The 21,630-nt window shown below is 32.5% G+C and carries 15 protein-coding genes and 1 pseudogene; 3 read left to right on the top strand and 13 right to left on the bottom strand.

Annotation, left to right across the window (positions count from 1 at the left end; genetic code table 11):
* Positions 1-2,151, top strand: coding sequence for a GH92 family glycosyl hydrolase (locus tag RV14_RS02965; RefSeq protein ID WP_071854827.1), 2,151 nt, complete (start codon positions 1-3; stop codon positions 2,149-2,151).
* 217 nt (positions 2,152-2,368) lie between these two features.
* On the opposite strand, the gene RV14_RS02960 is transcribed toward RV14_RS02965, so the two are convergent.
* From RV14_RS02960 to RV14_RS02910, 11 genes are all read right to left on the bottom strand, one after another.
* Complete coding sequence (locus tag RV14_RS02960; protein WP_071854826.1) at positions 2,369-3,307, bottom strand: 2-dehydropantoate 2-reductase; 939 nt, start codon at positions 3,305-3,307, stop codon at positions 2,369-2,371.
* 171 nt (positions 3,308-3,478) lie between these two features.
* Entirely contained in the window at positions 3,479-4,108 is a 630-nt protein-coding gene (locus RV14_RS02955; RefSeq protein WP_071854825.1) for a P-loop nucleotide/nucleoside kinase family protein, read from the bottom strand.
* Positions 4,109-4,125: 17 nt separating this feature from the next.
* The gene (locus tag RV14_RS02950; RefSeq protein ID WP_071854824.1) at positions 4,126-4,968 is read right to left on the bottom strand and encodes a class II fructose-bisphosphate aldolase; all 843 of its coding nucleotides are present in this window, start codon (positions 4,966-4,968) and stop codon (positions 4,126-4,128) included.
* 22 nt (positions 4,969-4,990) lie between these two features.
* The gene (locus tag RV14_RS02945) at positions 4,991-5,383 is read right to left on the bottom strand and encodes a hypothetical protein (protein ID WP_071854823.1); all 393 of its coding nucleotides are present in this window, start codon (positions 5,381-5,383) and stop codon (positions 4,991-4,993) included.
* 13 nt (positions 5,384-5,396) lie between these two features.
* Positions 5,397-6,686, bottom strand: coding sequence for a PTS sugar transporter subunit IIC (locus tag RV14_RS02940; RefSeq protein ID WP_071854822.1), 1,290 nt, complete (start codon positions 6,684-6,686; stop codon positions 5,397-5,399).
* 27 nt (positions 6,687-6,713) lie between these two features.
* Positions 6,714-7,016, bottom strand: a complete 303-nt coding sequence (locus RV14_RS02935; protein WP_071854821.1) for a PTS sugar transporter subunit IIB — start codon at positions 7,014-7,016, stop codon at positions 6,714-6,716.
* Positions 7,017-7,034: 18 nt separating this feature from the next.
* Positions 7,035-9,116 (bottom strand): BglG family transcription antiterminator, encoded by a 2,082-nt coding sequence (locus RV14_RS02930; protein ID WP_071854820.1) that lies wholly within the window; start codon positions 9,114-9,116, stop codon positions 7,035-7,037.
* An 812-nt stretch (positions 9,117-9,928) separates the two neighbouring features.
* Positions 9,929-11,356, bottom strand: a complete 1,428-nt coding sequence (locus RV14_RS02925; RefSeq protein ID WP_071854819.1) for a family 1 glycosylhydrolase — start codon at positions 11,354-11,356, stop codon at positions 9,929-9,931.
* Between the two features lie 11 nt (positions 11,357-11,367).
* Positions 11,368-13,215, bottom strand: a complete 1,848-nt coding sequence (locus tag RV14_RS02920) for a PTS beta-glucoside transporter subunit IIBCA (RefSeq protein WP_071854818.1) — start codon at positions 13,213-13,215, stop codon at positions 11,368-11,370.
* Entirely contained in the window at positions 13,208-14,053 is an 846-nt protein-coding gene (locus tag RV14_RS02915) for a PRD domain-containing protein (RefSeq protein WP_071854817.1), read from the bottom strand. The genes RV14_RS02920 and RV14_RS02915 overlap by 8 nt, the downstream gene beginning before the upstream one ends.
* 640 nt (positions 14,054-14,693) lie before the next feature.
* Positions 14,694-15,746, bottom strand: coding sequence for an FUSC family protein (locus RV14_RS02910; protein ID WP_071854816.1), 1,053 nt, complete (start codon positions 15,744-15,746; stop codon positions 14,694-14,696).
* 1,032 nt (positions 15,747-16,778) lie between these two features.
* Here RV14_RS02910 and RV14_RS02905 point away from each other — a divergent pair.
* Together RV14_RS02905 and RV14_RS02900 are read left to right on the top strand one after the other, a co-directional pair.
* Positions 16,779-18,866, top strand: a complete 2,088-nt coding sequence (locus RV14_RS02905; RefSeq protein ID WP_071854815.1) for a Dam family site-specific DNA-(adenine-N6)-methyltransferase — start codon at positions 16,779-16,781, stop codon at positions 18,864-18,866.
* A gap of 14 nt (positions 18,867-18,880) precedes the next feature.
* On the top strand, positions 18,881-20,827 hold the full coding sequence (locus RV14_RS02900; protein WP_071854814.1) for an AlwI family type II restriction endonuclease: 1,947 nt from the start codon (positions 18,881-18,883) through the stop codon (positions 20,825-20,827).
* Between the two features lie 217 nt (positions 20,828-21,044).
* Here RV14_RS02900 and RV14_RS02895 read toward each other — a convergent pair.
* Positions 21,045-21,188: pseudogene (locus RV14_RS02895) on the bottom strand (4'-phosphopantetheinyl transferase); the annotation flags it as partial.
* 201 nt (positions 21,189-21,389) lie between these two features.
* Positions 21,390-21,479: a DUF960 domain-containing protein gene (locus tag RV14_RS12575; RefSeq protein WP_245785450.1), complete on the bottom strand. Its 90-nt coding sequence runs from the start codon at positions 21,477-21,479 to the stop codon at positions 21,390-21,392.
* Positions 21,480-21,630: the final 151 nt, after the last annotated feature.

Genomic DNA, 21,630 nt, shown 5'->3' with positions numbered 1-21,630 from the left:
ATGCAAGTTCAACACATCGATACTCGTCATGGAACAGCTAATCAAGCCAGTTTTTCAAATGGGAACTGCCTGCCTTATACTGGAGTTCCCTTTGGCATGAATTACTTTGCTCCCCAAACAACCGATCAAAAAGGCAGCTGGTGGTTTCATCCTAATGATCGAATTTTTCAAGGGTACCGGTTAACCCATCAGCCGAGTCCTTGGATGGGTGATTTCAGCCATTTTATTCTCACACCGATCAGTGGAACTTTAACTGAAAACACTTTGTTTCATGCACAAAGTTCCTATCGTCCAGAAGAAAGTACTTTTTGTCCGACGCATCTTTCCATTCATCAATTACGTTATGCTATTTTCTCCACCTTAACCCCTAGTATGTATGGTGGAGTGCTAACAATTAAATATGAAAAAAACGATAACGGTTTACTTTTATCTTTCCCCGGAAAACATCGCGTAGTGGTAAAAGACGAACACACTATTGAAGGTCAAATAACCCATTTTTCCGATTCAGAAGATCCACACTTTACTTTTTATTTTGTCTTGCATTTTGAACAAGCGATTCAATCTAGCCTTCAATTAAGCATAGAAAAAAAGGCAGCTGCTTCTATTCCTTTTTATTTTGGTGAGATAAAAAAACAGATCATACATTTTGGTACCTCTTTCATTAGTCAAGAACAGGCTTCTTTTAATTTAGCAAAAGAAATGAAACAAGCGCCGAATCAATATTTAAAAAATAGTCGTCAACAATGGCAAAATTATTTCGATCGCATAAAAATCGAACATCATGATCCTAAACAGGTAAGGACATTTTATCATAATCTCTATCGTTTATTTTTATTTCCACAAACCTTTTATGAAATCGATCCAACAGGTCAAAAGATCCATTATGATACAACTAGCCGAAATGTAAAGCTTGGTGTACTTTATACAAATAATGGTTTTTGGGATACCTATAAGACTGTTTATCCACTTTATTCTTTGATTGCTACAGAAAAATACGAAGAAATGCTGGAAGGTTTTTTAAACAGTTATTATGAAACTGGCTTCTTACCTAAATGGCTTTCTCCAGATGAACGTGGTTTAATGCCCGGAACCTTGATTGATGCAGTGATTGCTGATGCAGCAGTTAAAGGGATTAGAAGAGATTTAATGATGGAGTTTTTAAAAGCCATGAAAAAAGGAGCGACAGTCCAAAGTGAAAAAACAAATTATGGTCGACAAGGAACGAACGATTATCTCACTTATGGGTATGTTCCAAATATTTATCAAGAATCTGTCAACCACACTCTTGATTATGCTTATAGCGATTTTTGTATCAGTCAAGTAGCACAAAGCTTAGAAGAGGAAGAAACGGCTCAACATTATCGGAAACAATCATTGAATTACCATCATCTCTTTGATCCAGAAACTGGCTTTATGCGTTCTAAAGATATAAACGGGGCATTTCGTACTCCCTTTTCTTCTACGAAATGGGGGCAAGACTATGCAGAAGGAAGTGCATGGCAAAGTAGCTTTGCTGTTTATCATGATTTTGCTGGTTTGATCAATGCTTACGGCGGAGCGACTAAATTTGAAGAAAAGTTGATTGAATTATGTAACCAAGCACCTGTTTTTGAAGTAGACGGATACGGCTTTGAAATTCATGAAATGAGCGAAATGGCAGCCATTGAATTTGGTCAAGTAGCTATTTCCAACCAACCGAGCTTTCATTATCCTTATCTTTTTAGTTATATCGGAAAACCGGAAATGGCACAACCTTTAATTAAACAATTATTGACGCAAGCCTTTGATGATACGTTTACTGGTTATCCCGGTGATGAAGATAATGGCAGTATGGCCGGCTGGTATATCTTTAATAGTTTAGGATTTTATCCCGTTACTCCCGGATCAGGAGAATATGTTATCGGCATGCCTCTATTTGACAAGGTAACGCTCACATTATCTAGTGGAAAAAACTTGACTATTAAAACAATGCCCAATTATCCACAACAGCAATTTATCCACAAAATAAAAAGAAATGAGAAGCCGTACAAAAAACTCTTCTTTACCCATAAAGACCTGTTAGAAGGTGGTTTTATTTCTTATCAATTAGGGATCGTACCGCATCCTTTTGATCTTCAAAAAGAAGACTTGCCGTATTCCCTATCTCAATAATCGGAATTGTTCAATAATAAAGAAAACATTAGCAAACAATTTTAATTCTAAAAAAGCATCCTTTGAAACTATTTTTTCTTCAAAGGATGCTTTGTAGTAGAAAAGTAACAGCTTAGTAAACAGTAACAACACGTTACATCTATTTAAATAACAAACTCGAAGATTTGATCGTCGCTCTTAGAAAATAAAACATTTATAAATTCTGCTTAGCTCTCAGTCATTTGACATTTAAGCAATCTTCTTTTGCATGAATCAATTCTGTCAAGAAATCACAATAAGGCGTAGCAATCCCATATTTTTTTCCTTTTCTGGAAATGGCTCCGTTGATATAGTCGATTTCAGTTAAACGATGATTTTTTATTAAGTCTTGATACATGGAAGGATAATGTTGTCCAATTGTTTTTGGATTAAAACATGATTCGCAGTGAGCAATCACTTCTGAAATATCTAAGTGAACATTTTCTACTGCTGCAACTTTAGCAAACTCCTGAACGATTGTTTCAACCATCTTGTGCGCAGTCGAAGTTTTTCCTAAACCAGCCATGTTGACATCTAGAATTGTACACAAACCGTTCATTGTGCCATTCACACAAGCTTTGCGATAAATGGAGTAATGGATGTTTTCTGAAAATACCGCATTCAACCCAGACTCTGATAACTTTTTAGCTAGTTCTTTTGCTGCCTCTTCTTTGTTTGCACCAAGATTTTGCAATTCAATGGAACCATTACCAAATAATTTTACTTGTCCGGGTCCTTCTAATCCTGCCGTCCACATCGTATTACCAATATAAATATTTTTCATGGGGACAAATTTTTCAATAATGTCTTCATGTCCGATCCCATTTAACAAGCACAATACTTCTGTATCTTCTTTAATTAATGAACGGATATCCATTAGCATTTTTTCTAACTGCATCGCTTTTGTAAATAAGATAATCAAATCTGCTTGATCTTCTTTAACTACTTCTGATTGAAGAACAATTGGCAACTGAACAACCACTTTTTCTCCATTGTAATCTGCTTGTAAACCATGTTCTTTTATTTGTTGGACGTGCTCAGCCCAGCCATCAATCAATAGAACTTCATTTCCTCCTTGGTGCAACATCAGACCAAAACGACTTCCCATCGCTCCAGCACCAGCAATTGCAATTTTCATTGTTGATTCCTCCCTTTTTCCTTTCATTATACCTATTGAAGGTTTATTACACAATTTTAATTAATAGTTTGTTTTTGACTAACTATTTTTTTATATAAAAAGGAAGGTTATTCAAATAAGTCACAATGAAGTGTTTGGTTAGCCAAAGTTTCTTTTTCCAATCTTTAAAGACTACTCGTCATGTTCAACTTGCCATACTAGTCTATCCAGTAAAGGGGCATAATTTACTTTTTCAAAGTCAGTGACATCAAATTCATACAATGTTCCTAATTCAAACTCATCATATTTTCGATCAGTAATTATTTGTTTAAATACTTCTTTTGTGATATGGTTCGTTCCTAATGAACGGTCTTTCAAAACATCCCCATAGTGATAATGGTCCATAATATAGCTTAAATGGCGATCAGATTCTCGATCTCTTTTGTAGCGACGTGTCCATAAAACATCAAAATCTGCAATTAGTCGAATGGTGATAACTTCATATTCATATTGCTTAGATAAAGAATACAATTTCTTTTTTTGCTTCGCACTAAACGGATATTCTGATGCAATGACTTTTTTACCAGCTTCCATATATAATTCCAACGCTTGATAAAAAAATGGATATACTTTATTTTTTTCTTGTTCTGCTCGTTCTTCTAAACTATCAAAACCAATTGATTCTGCATAATATTCCTTTATTTCATCAAGTGTTATAGTGTACATTGTCAAAAATCGTTCCCGCAATTTATTCATCAAATAACTTTTACCTGTTCCGGGGCTTCCAGCCAAAAGAATAAAATATTTTTTTCTAGTTCTCATTTTTCATCATTTCCATTCTAACTATTTAAAAATAGACCTATTTTATGCTTAATGATTTCTTTTACTGCTTCATTCGCTGGGATAACATTATGACGCAAAGACTTATTAATCGCTGTTTCACTAAAAGTTTGTTTAGCAATTTTTGTCCAATTGACAAGCAACTCTGTTCCTACATTAAATTTACGAATGCCATGATTGATCAGTTCAGGATAATCTTCTTCTTTTACTCCTGTGCCACCATGAATGACTAAAGGCACCTTTACTACTTCATTAATTTCTTTTAATAAAGAGAGATTAATTTGTGTTTTTGTTTTAAATTGACCATGATTCGTTCCAATTGCAATCGCTAAGGCATCCACACCAGTTTCTGCTACAAATTTCATTGCATCTGCTGGCTTTGTATAGACTTTGTCATTTTCCGCCACATGAATTCCTTCTTCAGTTCCACCAATTGTTCCCAATTCTCCCTCAACAGAAACACCATGCGCATGAGCATAATCAACTACTGCTTTAGTCTTTAAAATATTTTCTTTAAATGGCAAATGAGAACCGTCATACATCACAGACGTATAGCCGCTATCAATTGCTTGTTTTATGTCGTCAAAATTTCTAGCATGGTCCAAATGTAAAACGGCGTCAATCATCTCTTCATTAGCGATCGTTTTAACTACGTTTACTAAAACATCCATTCCAATGTATTTTGCCGTATCTACGCTGGTCTGAATAATAATTGGCGCCCCCATTTCTTTTGCTGCTCGTAGCATCGCTGGTAGCATTTCCAAATTATGAGTATTAAATGCACCCACTGTAAAATTTAATGTTTCTGCTACTTTAGTTACTTCTTTCAATGTTGTATACATCTCTAAATCCACCTTTATCGTATTAATTAGTTCCTTTAATTGTCCCCTTTTTGGCTATTTGGCGCATTTCATCCAGTTTTCCCATATAATAATCAATCGCTTGGATATCCCCCTTTTGTGCAGCTTCTTTTCGGTATTCATTATATAAAGTAATTAATTTTTTATACCCTTCCCCAATACTTACCTTCGTAGCCAAACTTTCTTCTAACACAGTCATTGCTTTCTTATTTTCACCCAATCGAACATATTTTAATCCCGTTTGTTCCAAAAGAACTGCTAATTTCTCCAAATCTTCACAACTTGAAATTGCTTGATTTAGCTGTTCAACTTCTTCATGAAGGAGTCTTCTTTCTTCTTTTGAAAGGAAGGACATTTCTTCTTCTCGAGCTTTTTTCCTTTGAAAACGTTTGAACATGATCCTTTCTCCTTTACAATACTTTCAAAATAGGACTTAAAAGCCACGCATACAATAATGCTGCTGTCACCGTGTCCACATCTGTTGCCGTTGCGTTGATAAATCCCATAGAGTTAAAAATAGTGACAAGTAATGCTGGCAATAATGTAATAAAAAAGCCATGAGCAATTCCGCCAATGATTGCTCCTCGTCGACCACCAATTGCATTTCCAAAAATTCCGGCGGTCCCTCCAGCAAAAAAGTTGGTCAACATTCCCGGAAGAATCATCGCTAAACCAAACATCGGCAAAGTAAACATTGCGATAATCGTGCCAACTGTCGTTGTAATAAATCCTAAAATTACCGCATTGGGACTATAAGGAAAAAACACTGGGCAATCAAGGGCAGGTATGGCATCTGGTACCAATTTCATAGCTATTCCACGAAAGGCAGGTACAATTTCACCTAACAATAAACGAACTCCTGCTAACAATACGTAGACGCCAACGACAAACTGAATGGCTTGTAAAAAAGCAAACATCACGTAATTTTGCCCTCCGGATAACTCCGATGCAAAGGATTCTCCCGCAAACATTACTGTGACGATATATAATGGAACCATCACTACCATTACTGATAAATAGGTGTCTTGTAAAAATTCAAAGTGAGTAGGTAGCTTCATCTCTTCGATTGATTTTTTCTTCGTTCCTTTCTCACCAAAAATCTTCGCTACCCCTGCTTCAAATAAATAGCCCATTGTACAAAAGTGACCCAATGCAATATCATCAGATCCTGTAACTTTACGAATAATTGGCTGGGCAATCGCAGGCATCATAACAGCAAAAATTGCTCCAACTATCCCACCAACAAGAATTAACACTATCCCACGTAACCCAGCAAAATAGCCAAAAATAGTTGTCATGGTTGCCATCCAAAGAATAGCTTGTCCTGTTAGAAAAATATATTTCCATGGAGTAAAACGAGCAAACAAAATATTAAAAATAAAAATAGCTAAAAAAGTTAATGCAATTTCTCTACCTAATCCCAATTCATTCATTGCCTGTCCATTAATTGCTTCTATAGAAGGAATAATTCCTTGCATTTGAAATCCTTTTGTAAAAATTCTCCCAAAATAGGTTAAGCTTCCTACAATGATGCTTGAACCGGCACTTAATACTTGAAATCCTAAAAGAGTTTTCAAAGTCCCCGAAATAATCTGTCCTATTGATTTTTTTTGCAACACTAACCCTAATAGCGCAATCAGCGCAATTGTAATTGATGCTTGTGTTAAAATATTTTCGATAATAAAATTGATAACGCCCATTTTCTCTCCCCCTGTATAATAGTTTTTTTAAATAGCTCCTTTGTTTAATAAAACTGGCGTTAATTTTTCTTCAATTTCACTTTTTGAAACGACATTCTTTAAATAAACCATGGCAGTATTGGAATCAATCGTAAACTTTTCGAACTGTGAGCGAAAATTTTCAGCCGTAATAATGACGTCTGATCTCATTGAAACAGCCGATGAAATATCGCAATGATCTAGTTTTGCGTTGACGCCTAACTTGCTCAAAACATCTTCTGCTGCCATTTGTGCTGCAAAACTGCTTCCTAATCCTGCACCACATACAAATAAAATAGTTAATTTACTCATTTTTTTCACCTTTTCTTTTTATTTAAAAAGCAATGTTTTAAATGTTTCAATTTTCGAGCATTGAATCAGCTGGTTTAATTTTTTTTCATCATTAATTAACGAAATTAGCTCTTTCATAATTGATAAATGAGAATAAGAATCCACTGCCGCTAGACAAAAAATAATTTTTACAGGATCCATTTCATTGTTTCCAAAATTGATAGGATTCTTTAATGTCGCAACACTAACTCCTAATTTATTCACACCATCTTCTGGACGAGCGTGAGCTAAAGCTAAATGTTTTCCAATCACAATATACGCTCCATAGGATTCTACTGCTTGAATCATCGCATTCACGTAACATGTTTCAATGATACTTTCTTTAATTAACGGCTTAGCGACTACTTCAATCGCTTCTTGCCAAATCTCCGCCTGTTTTTGAATTAAAATATGACTATCTGTCAAAATATCTTTTAACATTGGTCGAATCTCCCTTTTAGTGATTTCTAGCTTATTTTTCTCAAATAATCGCTCTAATTTGGCATAAATACAAGAATCAATTTTTCCACCGCTTTCTTCTATAATCGCTAAAACATTCGTAAACAATTTCGTTACTTTTTTGTTATTTGGCTTTAAACGCTGCAACTCATGATGTGTTTTTAAAAATTCCGTTACTAACGGTCGACTGTTCTCTGTTAAAATAGGATCAATGACAAGAATCGGCTTTCTTTGACAAGGCAATTGCAATGTAGTGAAAATCAAATCAATGTCTAATTTATCGACGAGTACACTTTCTTTTGCACTCAGTACGGCTACTATTTCAATTTGTGGAAATTTTTCTTTTAAATTTTCAGCTAGAAGATTTCCTGTGGCCATCCCATGATTACAGACGACAACAGCTTTGTAAAAATAGGATAGATTTTGCTTCATTGCACTAACTATCGTCGAAAAATGGATAACAAGAAACGCTACTTCATCCTCAACGACTGTACCACCAATCATTTCTTCAATCGTTGGTATAAAATGAACCACAGCCTGATAAATTGTTTCATAGGTTGTGCGTATACTTTCTTTCAATGGATTTATCACTTGTGCATTATTTTTTATTCTGACAATTAATGCGGCCACATGCTTATAAAGATTTTCAAACAGTAATTCTTCCTTTAAATGAAAAGGAATGGTTGTTATCTCTTCCACATTTTGAATCAACTGGATTGTCAGTATTTGTGCTTGTACCCACTCGATGGAATTAGAAATATCTCTTGAATCAAATGTTTCCATCATAAAACGAATATACTGACATTCAACTTGCGGAACCTCATGAAGACAAAATTCTTTTCGTATTTGTTCAATAAAACTAGCAAAATTTGCTTGTTCATCTTCAAAATTTTTCCAATTTAACTCTGAAATAAATTCATGTTTTCTCACCCTTTGAATCCAAATCAACATAAAAAGCAAAAGCTGCTTTTTATATATTTCATCTTTTGGCCTGATCAATTTCTTTGAATATATTTTTTCTAGTCGTTCAATTTCTCCTACAGAAAAATACCGATAAAAAATTTTTTGTGAAGAAGTTACTGCTACTTCGCTATTTAAATAAAAATCCACTTTGCCGAGATTTTTATTAATTAAATCATAGAGCATGGTTCGTATAGAACGCTCCGCCCCCTTGTACATCAATCCTTGCTTACCACAACTGATAATTTCAATGCCATATTTCAATACTTTTGCTCTTAAACGACGGATATCTTCATCCATTGTACTTTTCGATACCATAAAAGATTCCTCTTTATGATTAAGAAAAACAGGTTTCTCCTCATACGCAATTGCTAAAAGTAATTCAAACAGTCGTTCTGATCGACTTAATACACCCTCGTCAAAAGCAGTCCAACGTTTTTCTAACTGTTTTTCTTCTTCCTTATTTAAGTGCAACAAAAAACCTTGATTACGTAGCGACTTGATTTCCGACAATCCTTGAGTTTTTAACCAACTGTTCGCTTCAAGAACGTCTTGTCGAATCGTTCGCTTACTTACATGGTATTCAGCAGCTAATTGTTCTGCTTTGATTGGATACTTATAAGCTCTAAGCTTTTGCAGCAAATCTACCGTTCTTGTCTTCATCATTTAAATTTCCTTTCTACATTAAGTATATGTTCGCGCTTACAGTTTAAAAAGTAGAACTTTCTGCCAGTTGACTTGGCAAAAAATTAGCAACAGTCATAATGACTATCCTTTCCATACGTATAAGTGTTTAGCTTTTCACATAATCAATTACTCCTTTACTGTATTAAAAAATTGACTAAATTCGTCTTTACTTTTAAAGTTAGCAAATTTCTTGTTTTTCTCTTACTATTACAATTTTTGAATGCTGTACTTGAGACCTTTTAAAAAGTAAGCTTTCTTTTATTAAATACGTTCTTTAGCAAAAAACTAAAGACATGTATCAATAATTCGCTTTTTACCTTATTGTTTTATTTTTGAAATTAGTTTATCTTTCTCGGGTAAAGTTTTTGATTGTTTCAACAAGATAAGAATTAAGTTTCCTTTTGATCATTTAAAGAATAAGAAAATGACGACACAACTTTTTGTAATAAACGCTTACTTATAAAAAAATAACCCGTTCAACTAATTATTTTAAGTGAACGGATCGCTCTTCATTTACAAGTTATTTTATTGCTCAAATAAAATAAACCATATTTAACTATTTTTATCAATAAACAAGAGGCTGAGCTATTGCTATCAGCCTCTCATTTTAAGTTAAAAATCCACTATGAAAATACACACTATATCTTCAATGACAAATCAATACTTATTGTTTATGTTAAGTTTACTTAGTCTTATATTTATATTCGTAATTTAGAACACCTATCTTCACTAAACTACACAGCATTTCTCCTTCACCTATAAAAGATGAGGAATTTCTGCCTCATTAGTTAGAGCACTTCACCGTTTGAATGAATGACTCTTTTATACCATTCAAAAGAATCCTTCTTAACTCTTTCCAATGTTCCGTGTCCATCATCTTCTTTATCGACATAGATAAAACCATATCTTTTCTTCATTTCTCCAGTTGTCGCACTGACTAAATCAATTGGTGCCCACGTCAAATAACCAAAACAATCGACTTGATCTTCTTCAATAGCCTTCTTCATTTGTTGAATGTGCTGTTTTAGATACTCAATTCGATATACATCATGGACTTTTTTATCGCTTGTCAGATGATCGGCAGCTCCTAGTCCATTTTCAGTGACTATAATCGGTAATCCATATTTTCGATACGTATAATTTAATAGATACCGCAAGCCAGTAGGATCAATGGTCCATCCCCATTTACTCGTTACAAGATAAGGGTTTTGCAGTCCGCCAAATAACGTACTCTTTTCTTCAATAGCTCCTTCATACGTTGCAACAGATGAGGCATAATAGTTGAGACCGATAAAATCCAATGTTCCTTTAGAAAATACAGTTTTGTCTTGTTCGGTAATCACTAGCTTTATTCCTTGATTTTCGTAATCATTTATTTTATATTCGGGGAAATTTCCTTTACACATGGCATCAATTTGATAAAAATCTCGCTCCATTTGTTTGAACGCATTCAATACATTGGTTGGATTGCAATCTACCGGGTAAACAGGTTCAATCCCAAATACACAGCCGATTTTATTTCTTTCATCAATTTTTTTACCTAAAACAACGGCCGAACAACTAGCAACAGTCATATTATAACCAATTTTAGCTAACGTTTGTGCTTTATTCTCAATTTCAGAGTACTTTAACCCTGCGATAATATACGTAAAAATATCTGCTGCTTCTGTTTGTGGATCCAGATGATTCATTTCATTAAACGTTATCCAATAGCGAACTTTTCCTTTTAACGCATTAAACATAGTTTTGCAAAACTTCAAATAAAATTCAACGACTTTCCGATTGGTCCATGAACCATATGCTTTAACTAAATGAATGGGCATCTCAAAATGATACAAAGTCACGATCGGTTCAATTCCATAAAAGAGCAACGTGTCTACAAGTTTTTGATAGTAAGCGATACCTTTTTGATTAGGTGTTTTCTCATCGCCGTTGGGAAAAATCCGCGACCAATCAATTGAGATTCTTAACGCTTTAAACCCCATTTCACTAAAAAGACAGATATCTTTTTTATATTGATGATAAAAATCAATACCTGTATGGGATGGATACATTATTTCAGATGAAATCACCCGATCAATTTGTCGTGGAATCTGATAACTACCTTGTCTAACATAGTCCATAATTGCAGGTCCCTTGCCACCTTCTTGCCAAGCACCTTCGCATTGGTGAGCGGCGATGCTTCCCCCCCATAAAAAATTTTTTCTTAACTTCATTTTTTCACCTTCTATAATATGACATTTAATAAAGAATCTGTTTTTACTACTTGCTTTAAATCTGAAGGAATAATATCTACATAACTATCTGTATTAGTGATCACAATAATCGTAGTCGGATCATAGCCAGCTTTTTCAATTTTATCAAATTCTGCCATCCCAATAAGTTGTCCTTTTTTTACTTTATCTCCTTGTTTTACAGTTAAATCAAAATATTTTCCCTCCAATTCCACGGTGTCAATTCCAATATGAATTAATATCTCGACTCCATCATGCGAACGAATTCCGATTGCATGATTCGTAGGGAATACTGCTGTAATTTCACCGACAACGGGAGAATAAAGATGGGAATTTTGCGGTTTGATAGCAAGTCCCTTTCCTAATGCTCCTGTTGAGAAAGCTTGATCTTTTACTTCGTTTAAAGGAATTACTTCTCCTTCCACTACATTTCCTAATGAAAGAGTGCGCAAATTATTTGTTGCTTTTATTTCTGTTATTTGTTGATGAGACATCTCTGATTCTTCTTGTGGAGGGATCCCCAACACATAAGCGGCAACAGCAGAACCAATAAAACTAACTGCAACAGCTGCTAACATAAACCAGAAATTTATGAAGTCTCCTTTACCTATATATGCAGGAAGACCAAACAACCCCCAAGCAATAGAATAAGCTTTTACACCAGTCAGACCTGCAAATAATCCACCAAAACCGCCACCTAGCATTACCGCAATGAAAGGGCGACGATATTTAACGAAAACGCCATAGATTGCTGGTTCAGTAACGCCAAGTACAGCAGAAAGTGTCACTGTTCCAAATAATTGTTTTTGTTTTAAGTTCCGAGCTTTTAAGAAATAACCAAGCATGGCTCCTCCAACTGCAATATCTGAAATTGTACAAGAAGAGATAAAAGCAGGATCATAGCCATTTACGGCAATTAACGAAGCAACAACTGGCATGATAAAGTTTCCCGCACCAAGCATAATAATAAATGGTTGAAGAGCAGAATATAACATCATAACAAACCAACTACCTACATGCTTCATCAATAGATTAAAAAAGGCAATGATTCCTTCCCCCATATAAAATCCTAGTGGACCAAAAACTAATAACGTTGCTGGTAAAGTAATTAACATTACTAATAAGGGCGATAAAAAATAGTGAAGTGTTTGCGGTACAATTTTTCTGATGACTTTTGTCACGTATCCCATAAACCAGATGGCTAATAAAATAGGAATAAAGCTGTTCGAATAAGTAATTTGCGGCAATCCGATACCAAATAAGTCAAGCCCTTTTTCTCCATTGATCGCACTTGAAAGAATAGTAGCAGCCAGCGCTACCGCTAAGTATGGGCTTGCCCCTAAACGTTTGGAACAGCTCATAGCCATCAAAATAGGCAGAAAGTAAAATACAGCAGACCGTAAAGCATCAAAAATCTGATAAGTTGAGCTTTCTGTCGAAATCACTCCTGTCAAAGAAGCAATGGATAAAGCAGCTGCAAGTAATCCTGCACAAATAATTGGTTCAAGTATGGGGGTCATAGACTCAGATATCACATCAAGTGCTGCTTTCATTGGATTTTTTTTGCCATTTGATACTTCCTCTTTTGAAGAAAGTTCCAATTGAGTCATCAACTCTTTATAGACTTCGCTAACATGTGTTCCTAAAATAATTTGATAAGCCACTTGATTATTGACGACATCGATCACTCCCTCCAAACATTTAAGTTTATTTGTTTGCGCTTTCGTTTTGTCTTTTAATGTAAAACGCAAGCGTGTCATGCAATGAACTACTGCTTCAATATTCTCTTTTCCGCCCACCAATTCGATAATCGTTTGATTAAATTCATAATAATTATTCATTCTTTTCCCCTCTTTCTGCTACACGATTCACATGAACCATCAAATAAGTGTATTCTTCTTTTGATAAATACATATTAAACGTTTCTTTTACATAAATTTCTATCTTCTCTACCGCTGTATAAGCTTTTGGGTATAGCTTTTTAACTTGTTCAAACAATTGAGATTCATTTTCAACGTACACTTGTTGTTTTCTTAATCGTTCAATAAAATACTGTAAATGTGTGACTAATCTCATATAATTGATGCTGTCTTCATCAATTGCTAAATGAAAGTGATACTTGATAATATTTAATATATCTCTTAATGCTTTCATATCTTCAATCTGTTCATCAAAGTCAACATGCTTTTCTTGAAGATTAACAAAGTGTAAAGCAATGGAAACAGCTTCATCAGTTGGAAAAGAATAATTAAAGTACTTCTCTAACTTATTTAAAGCTTCCAATCCTATTTTATAATAAACTGGGTAAAACTTTTTAACTTCCCAAAATAATGGACTTCTAATATATTGCCCTTTTTTTGACCGTTTCAGTGCAAAAGTAAGGTGGTCTAATAATGCTAAATAAAGATAATCATTAGCTTTTTTACCACTTTCTTTTTCCCAAGAATGAACAAGCTCATTTACCAGAGAAATCAGTTTATCATCAGAATGCGACAATAAATAACTAAAATGTTCTAATCGGTCTTTTGAATCTAGCACATATGTTTTTTCAATTTCAGAATCATCAATACGTTGACCAATTTTTTTCTTAAAGGCAATTCCTGTCATATAGACAATCAATTCATTTCCTCCACGATCAATTAAAGCAACATTGTTGTTGATTATCTTTTTAATTTTCATTCGCTACTCCTTTCCAAAAAAAGAACTCAGAACTACTATCAAATAAGCTGTGAATTAGCTTTATTTGATAATAATCCTGAGTCCTGCCTGATTTTATCAGTAACATCACTCTAGAGATAACTGCGTCGCTACCTCGAATCTTTCTCACAAAGAAACTATACTTCATTTCCCCCCATTAGTCAACGCTTTCATTGATTGTATACTTAATTTTTTATCCTAACAGTAGAACCATTAGGAAACTCAATTATCAGCTTTCCCCTTCTCACAAGCCATTCCATCTTGTAATTGAATCACAAAAACAGATCAAGAAACATCAGAAATCCTTTTTTGTTCACTCATAGTTACACAATTTCCTTTGTGTATTTAAGTTTTTAATATGAATCATCTCATACTTTTTGATTAGCTTTCACTTCAAACAATGGATTCCGTTTTGTACATCGTCCTCACAATAAAAAGCCGCATCTTATAACTATTGATACGGCTTAATTAATATATGTCGTACGTTGCTATACTAAAATGGCAAATCGAGAATGCTTCTCTAAAATACTAGTTCAATGAACAATTTAGATGTAGAAATGATAAATAAAACAATAGTTATAGATGCACCTGAATATTTTCTTTCAATTGTAAAATTACTTTATTAATTGCTAAATTGTCTTTTTATTAATACGTTATTTAATACAGCTTTACAAGCAACCATATACAATACACAGAAAACCAAACCAATTATATTATCTATAATGCGTAAATTGATAGCCACATTTATCGGATACAAGCTGTTAGCTACTGACAACGCACCAAAGCAATTAAATATCGTTTTAGTTCTATAAGAAGAACAAAATCCTAAAGCCAAGCCGCCCACTATTCCTAAAATACTATTTAAAAGAAACATACTAATTACACCAAATAAAATGGAACCGACTATTATTCCTACTAAACGATCGAAAATACGTTTTTTTATATCCGTTCCATAACTAGAAATCAAACTAGAAAAAGCAAACCCGATCCACATAAAACGTTGAAATGAAAATAAATCTCCCATTAATAATAGGATGCTTAAACCAAATGCACAATAAATTAACCATAAATTTCTTTGAGAAAAAAGATTATCTCCTAAAAACTCCTGTTTCCATGTTTTATTTATATGTTTATCTTTATGTTTAATAAAAAATATAGTAGAAAGTACTATAAAAAATACAACTAATAATTCTGTTCTTACATAAAATTGTTCCTTCGTTAAATGCTGTGCTGTTCCCATTAAAAATAAGTAAGAGAATCCATATAAACCCGAGTTTCCCATGCTAGGATTACTTCCAGTTAAAACAAAAAGAGTAGACAAACATAAAAAATTACCCAACCATTTAACTACAATAAATTTCTGTTCTTCTAATAATGGTAATAACCCAAATATCATTAAAATGATTCCTATAGAAATAATTGAATGGCTCATTTTATAACCAAAATCCACGACTCTAAAAGTAAGTAGCATACAAAATAATACGACCGCTAATGATTTATTCTCATTTCCAAAAACCCATGAAATCGTACAAACAAATGTCATGGCAAAACTAACCAATAATATAGCACGTACCATTAAAGCCATAAAATAATAATATTTCTCAGATGGCGTTGCTTGGCGCATTTTTTGTTTAAGAATAAAAGGATCAAATTGTAATAATTGATAAAATCTCATTTCTTTACCTCCATATCCACTTGGATGAAACTAGCCGTTCATTTTTTCAAACATCATACAGTTTATAATGACTAATAAAAAAAATCTATAAAAATTTACTTTAACTCTCATAAATCTTACGCCATCGCTTCACTTACTCTCCAAAATAGAACAAAGAACAATTCTCTATAAGAGTAATGGTAACTTTGCTAAATATTTTTTTGTTTCTGCTCACTTAATTTAGATATTTGATTTTCAATCCAAGTGAGCCATAAAAAGACTTCTAAAGTTTACCTTTAAAAGTCTTTTTATATACTCGTACATGAAGAATACGTTTTCTACTTTTTCATAATGTATTGTTCATTAATATTTTATATTTACAATATCACAACTGATGAATATAGACTTTGCTTTCGTTTCATTATTTATCTGGAAATATTTATCATTCTCACTAAGAATGACCCTTCATCATCATTTATCATTATCTCTAATTCTAACCGTGTTATAGGAGGTACCGAAAGTATATTTTTTTCCTTTTTTCCATTGAATATATTCTTTATTTAGATAAATTTTTAAATACTTAGTTACTCCATTGTCGAATTTAATTTTTAAGATAGGACTCATTATTGCCATTTTTACTGCTTTAGGTGTTTGCTTGAATCTATATTTTTATTTGAATTCTTTGCATTCTTTTTTATACATTTCTCCCTTTACCTGTACCAAACATTTATTTGATTTATATTCGCTTATCTTCTTTTTTAAAGTAGGAAGACCTTGTTTATAAATCATTTTTTGAGGCAGCGGTGATTCATGAACCTATCTTTTTACTTCGGCTACATTTATACAAAATAGGAACAGCTGGCTTAACCCTCATTTATGATAGAACGCTGCGTATCATAAGTGAATGATATTATTAAACAAATTCCAAACTACTATAAAGCAAAAACAAAATAATAAAATTTAACATAAATAGAAAATTCTTTCTAAATGAGCCACATATTATAGAAAATATGCTAGAATAGTTTGAAACTGTAAAAGGATAGTGATGCCTAAATGATGACAACCCAAGAATTAATAACCAAATATGATATTTCAAGACAAACGCTATATAATTGGGTTAGAAAAAAAGAAATACCTGCCCCAACAGAAAAAAAAGGGCGTCAAAATATTTGGACAACTGAACAAATAAAACTAATAGATAAAAAAATATCTAAAAATACTTCAGAACAACTTAAACTTTTTGAAATAGATTCTCCTCTTAAAATAGGGAATAGAAGATATTTAGGTAGCAAACAGAAAATGCTTAGTTTTATAAATAAAATTGTAACAGAAAACACTACTAATGTAACAAAAGTAGCTGATGTTTTTGCTGGTACAGGTGTCGTTGCCGATATGTTTAATAAGCAAGGTAAAACTATTATCGTTAACGATATACTTACAAGTAACTATATTTCTTATCAGACTTGGTTTGATAACAAAGATATTGATGAAAAAAATGTTAAAGCAAAAATCAAAGAATTAAATAGTCTTAGTGGGATTACTGGTTATGTTACTAAAAATTTTGGAAATAGATATTTTTCTATTCCGAATGCTAGAAAAATTGATGCTATTCGTGAAAAGATAGAGACTTATAATGATTTAAACAGTAGAGAAAAAGCTTTTTTACTTACTTCTTTGTTATATGCAATGGATAAAATAGCAAATACAGTAGGACATTTTGATGCTTATAGAAAAAAAATGGATAGTCTAACTCCATTATATTTAAAAATGCCAGAAATTAATAAAAACTCAAACAATGAAATTTACAATCAAGATGCTAATCAACTTGTCAGAAAAATAGAAGCTGATTTAGTATATATTGATACTCCGTATAACTCTCGCGGTTATGAAAGTGCATACCATGTTTTAGAAAATGTCATGGAGTGGAAAAAACCAGCTGTCGAAGGAATTGCAAAAAAAGCAGTAGATCGTTCCAAAAAAGCTTCAGATTATACAAAAGTAAAAGCTCCTCAAGCTTTTGATGATTTGATTCAAAACATTAATGCTCGTTACATCTTAGTTTCCTACAACAATATGGCAAAAAAGGGAAATTCTCGTTCAAATGCTAAGATTTCAAATAAGGAAATTATTACTAGTTTAAAAAAAAGAGGACATGTAAAAGTTTTTGAAACTGACTTTAATGCTTTTACAACTGGTAAATCACAAATCACAAATCACAAAGAGCTTTTATATCTTTGTAAAGTGGATGATGAAATAATTCCTTCTGCACTTAACTATACTGGAGGAAAACAAAAGCTATTACCTCAATTGAAGCCTTTATTTCCCGATACCTATTCAAGATTTATTGATTTATTTGCGGGGGGTGCAAATGTAACAATTAATCTCATTAAGCAAAACAAAGCAGATAAATATCTTATTAATGACATTGATAACCATGTTATTGATTTTTATAAATACCTTTCTCGGATAGATATTAATAAGTTCGTTAATAGTGTAGAAAAAAAAATTTCTGAATATAAATTATCAAATTCTAAAATGTATGGATACAATTATTACAAAACAAGCAGTGCCAAAGGATTAGGATCATATAATAAAGAGAAATTTTTGAAATTGAGAGATGATTATAATACTTCTCCTTCTCCTGAACTATTTTATTTATTAATAGTTTTCGGTTTTAATAATCAAATTCGCTTTAACTCAAAAGGGGAATATAATCTTCCAGTAGGCAAACGTGATTTTAATAAACGAATGAAGAAAAAACTTAAAACATTCGCACAAACAATTAAAAATAATAAACTAACTTTCTCGTCAAAAGATTTTAGAAATATTAAATTCGAAAAAAATGATTTTATCTATGCAGATCCGCCTTACCTAATTACTACTGCGTCCTATAACGAAAGTGGAAGATGGTCAGAAAAAGATGAATACGAATTATATGATTATTTAGATAAAGCAAATGATAGAGGGGCTAAGTTTGCACTTTCAAATGTTCTTTTCCATAAAGGAAAAGAAAATGAAATTCTTAATAATTGGGCTTCAGATTACAATCTTCATGTTTTAGATTATCACTATAATAACAGCAACTATCAATCTAAAGCTAGAGAAAATAAAACAATTGAAGTACTAGTAACCAATTATTGAAAGGAAAAAAACAAATGAAATTAAAAAAGTCTGCCAAAACATTCAATTTAGGAGATACAAGCTTTCGTAGACAAACTTTAATAGACGATTACAAACTAATTTTACCTTTTCTTCAAGAGAATAACTTAAAATATTCTGAATGGAATAACGTTGCACAAGCCGAATTTTATAATAAAATAATGAAAAATACTGATCTATTTTCTAGAAATAAGAAAGAAGATTTTTCAAAACGCGGAAGAACACTCACAAATGCGTTAGTAAAAATTGGACTAACAAATAAAAAAAGAAGACTTTCTAAAGTAGCTATTAACTGGTTAAATAACAATAACCTTGCACCGACAATCATTGAAAAAACACTTGGAATCGACATAAATAATCTTCTTTTTACTAGGCAACTACTTAAATTAAGAATTTATGACTCGCTGGGACTAAACTATTTTTACCCTTTTAGAGTTGCTTTAGAACTTGTTAAAAAATATAAAAATATTCCTCAACAAGATTTTCTAACACTAGTCCATCTTATACAACCAGATTTTGATAATTTAAAAATTAGAGCCATTATTAATGACTATCAAAAAGTAGCACATAACGATGAAGTATTCTCTGAGTTCCTAGATAGAAACTTTCCTGATGAGCATAGCAATTTTACTGCTGAAGAACTTTTTTCCATAAAACCTCTTAATCAAAACCAATTTAACTTACTTTTTACAAATGGAAAAACTTTTTCATCACAAGCAGTGTATTTTGATTTTGTAATACACTTACTTCAATTTAAAGAAAATAAAACACTAGAAAATTTAATACCTTTACTCCAATTAAGTAAAGATAATAGAATCAAAACAGCTTTTGGATTTGAAAAAAAAGTCTTCAATAGAGCAGAAAATATTGAAGACTTTTTAGAAAAAAATATTGATAATGTGCTACTGTCTGATAATAATTCACAAATCTATCATCAATTTTTTCTTTCCAAAAAAGATGACATTGTTAAAGAATATAAAGATATGACTAAACGTACATTCAACTTATCTGGTTTATTGGATTTTAGTAATGGATTAGTTAATGCAACAAATCAAGATATTTTTTCTATCATTTTTGAAGATATGATATTAGCAGGAGAAGAAGAATATTCTAATTATGAACAAAACTTAGATTATCCATTTTATCAAGAAACATCAATTACTCAGATACTAGACCTAGATGAACATAAAATTATTCCGTTAATTCAAAGCCTCCTGAAAGTTAAGAGTGCTTTTCAGATTGAAAACGCTGTTGCCAAACAAAAAGAAGCTAAATTTAGGCAATTTATTTTCACAGAATTTCCTCGTGAAAAAATCATAGAACTGTTATCTTTATTTGCTATTCGAGATGATGAAAATATCAAAGCACAAGTTTCAGAACTTGCTACTGTTCCTACTATCTATGAATATATTGTTGCGATAGCTTGGTTTTACATTTCTAAAGAAGAATTTTTTATTACAAAAAGTTTAAACCTCACTCTTGATGGAAATATGCGTCCCTTATCACATGCTACGGGCGGTTCAGGTGATATCGTTATTAACTATGAAAAATTAACATTGATGTTAGAAGTGACATTGATGAATTCCCAAGCACAAAAACGAGGAGAATGGGAACCAGTTCTTCGGCACGCAACTAACTTGACTGTGGAAAAATCTCCTAAAAATGTTATTACTATTTTTATTGCCGATGAATTAGATACTAATACAATTAATTTATGGCACGCTGTTGCTAGTGTTCCATTAAAATCATCAAATAAAGATGAATTTGCAGAGCTTGTTAAAATTTTTCCTCTCGAAAATTCTAAATTACTTGATATGTTGAAAAATGATTATAATGAACAAAAACTTTTAACTACTATCGATAAATACTACAAACAACTCGCTGGAAACTTCAATATTCATTGGCGAAAAGATATACTTACTCAAGCTGAGATAAATATTTAATCATACTTACTAATAATTTCTTCGTTACGAGCCTCCCTAACGATTTCAAATCTCTAGAAAAGCGTTAGAGCCCCTCTCGCGTTGATTGACATGACCTAGACTAGATCGGGTTTTAACAAAAAAATAGCCGTATCTTTTGTTTTGAATACGGCTATTTGATATCGCTCATTCAATTGTTATACCACGGCAAGCGTGAATTTTATCGTAATTTCCAATTTAAACGTGATAGATGAACTCCTTTAGGAAGCGCACCCATTTCAATTTCCTCTTTTTCCATCGTAACGGATTCATAGCCCCACTCTTCAGGAGTAGTGACTAGCTGTGCACACTTTTCCAGCACTTCAATAGCCGTTTCTAACAAGTCATTTCGCTCCTTTCTTTTAGATACTAGTATTCTTCTGGTAATAACATCGTTTGATACTCCCCCGAATCAATGAACCCATATTTTTTTGAGACACTGATTTCAAACGAATCTTAGGTGAAATCAGATACTCTTTTCTTCAGATTCTTCTTGACGATGAACCAATTTTTGATTTCCTTTTTCTATAGAAAATTCAAAGATTTAAAGATAGTCTAAAGGAAGCTTCTTTTGAACGTTTTGATCGATTAAATTCCAACATAACACTTGTAATTCCACCGGAAAACTATCCATTACTCCCTTTGTGACATAGCGTTGTCCTTTGTTTTAAAACATTTCTTTTCTCTCCTTTGCCATAAAAAATAGCCCAATCTTCTATAAAGAAGATTGGACTTCATGGATATATATAGTTAAACTTTGATTTCTTTCATTGTGGTTTCCTTTG

Source organism: Enterococcus ratti (assembly GCF_001886195.1).
Lineage (GTDB): Bacteria > Bacillota > Bacilli > Lactobacillales > Enterococcaceae > Enterococcus_B > Enterococcus_B ratti.
This window is presented reverse-complemented; position numbering and strand designations above follow the sequence as displayed.

Coding starts and splice junctions, on each gene's coding strand:
- RV14_RS02965 (WP_071854827.1), top strand. CDS start 1: ATGCAAGTTCAACACATCGATACTCGTCATGGAACAGCTAATCAAGCC.
- RV14_RS02960 (WP_071854826.1), bottom strand. CDS start 3,307: ATGAAAATTGCAATTGCTGGTGCTGGAGCGATGGGAAGTCGTTTTGGT.
- RV14_RS02955 (WP_071854825.1), bottom strand. CDS start 4,108: ATGAGAACTAGAAAAAAATATTTTATTCTTTTGGCTGGAAGCCCCGGA.
- RV14_RS02950 (WP_071854824.1), bottom strand. CDS start 4,968: ATGTATACAACATTGAAAGAAGTAACTAAAGTAGCAGAAACATTAAAT.
- RV14_RS02945 (WP_071854823.1), bottom strand. CDS start 5,383: ATGTTCAAACGTTTTCAAAGGAAAAAAGCTCGAGAAGAAGAAATGTCC.
- RV14_RS02940 (WP_071854822.1), bottom strand. CDS start 6,686: ATGGGCGTTATCAATTTTATTATCGAAAATATTTTAACACAAGCATCA.
- RV14_RS02935 (WP_071854821.1), bottom strand. CDS start 7,016: ATGAGTAAATTAACTATTTTATTTGTATGTGGTGCAGGATTAGGAAGC.
- RV14_RS02930 (WP_071854820.1), bottom strand. CDS start 9,116: ATGAAGACAAGAACGGTAGATTTGCTGCAAAAGCTTAGAGCTTATAAG.
- RV14_RS02925 (WP_071854819.1), bottom strand. CDS start 11,356: ATGAAGTTAAGAAAAAATTTTTTATGGGGGGGAAGCATCGCCGCTCAC.
- RV14_RS02920 (WP_071854818.1), bottom strand. CDS start 13,215: ATGAATAATTATTATGAATTTAATCAAACGATTATCGAATTGGTGGGC.
- RV14_RS02915 (WP_071854817.1), bottom strand. CDS start 14,053: ATGAAAATTAAAAAGATAATCAACAACAATGTTGCTTTAATTGATCGT.
- RV14_RS02910 (WP_071854816.1), bottom strand. CDS start 15,746: ATGAGATTTTATCAATTATTACAATTTGATCCTTTTATTCTTAAACAA.
- RV14_RS02905 (WP_071854815.1), top strand. CDS start 16,779: ATGATGACAACCCAAGAATTAATAACCAAATATGATATTTCAAGACAA.
- RV14_RS02900 (WP_071854814.1), top strand. CDS start 18,881: ATGAAATTAAAAAAGTCTGCCAAAACATTCAATTTAGGAGATACAAGC.
- RV14_RS12575 (WP_245785450.1), bottom strand. CDS start 21,479: ATGGATAGTTTTCCGGTGGAATTACAAGTGTTATGTTGGAATTTAATC.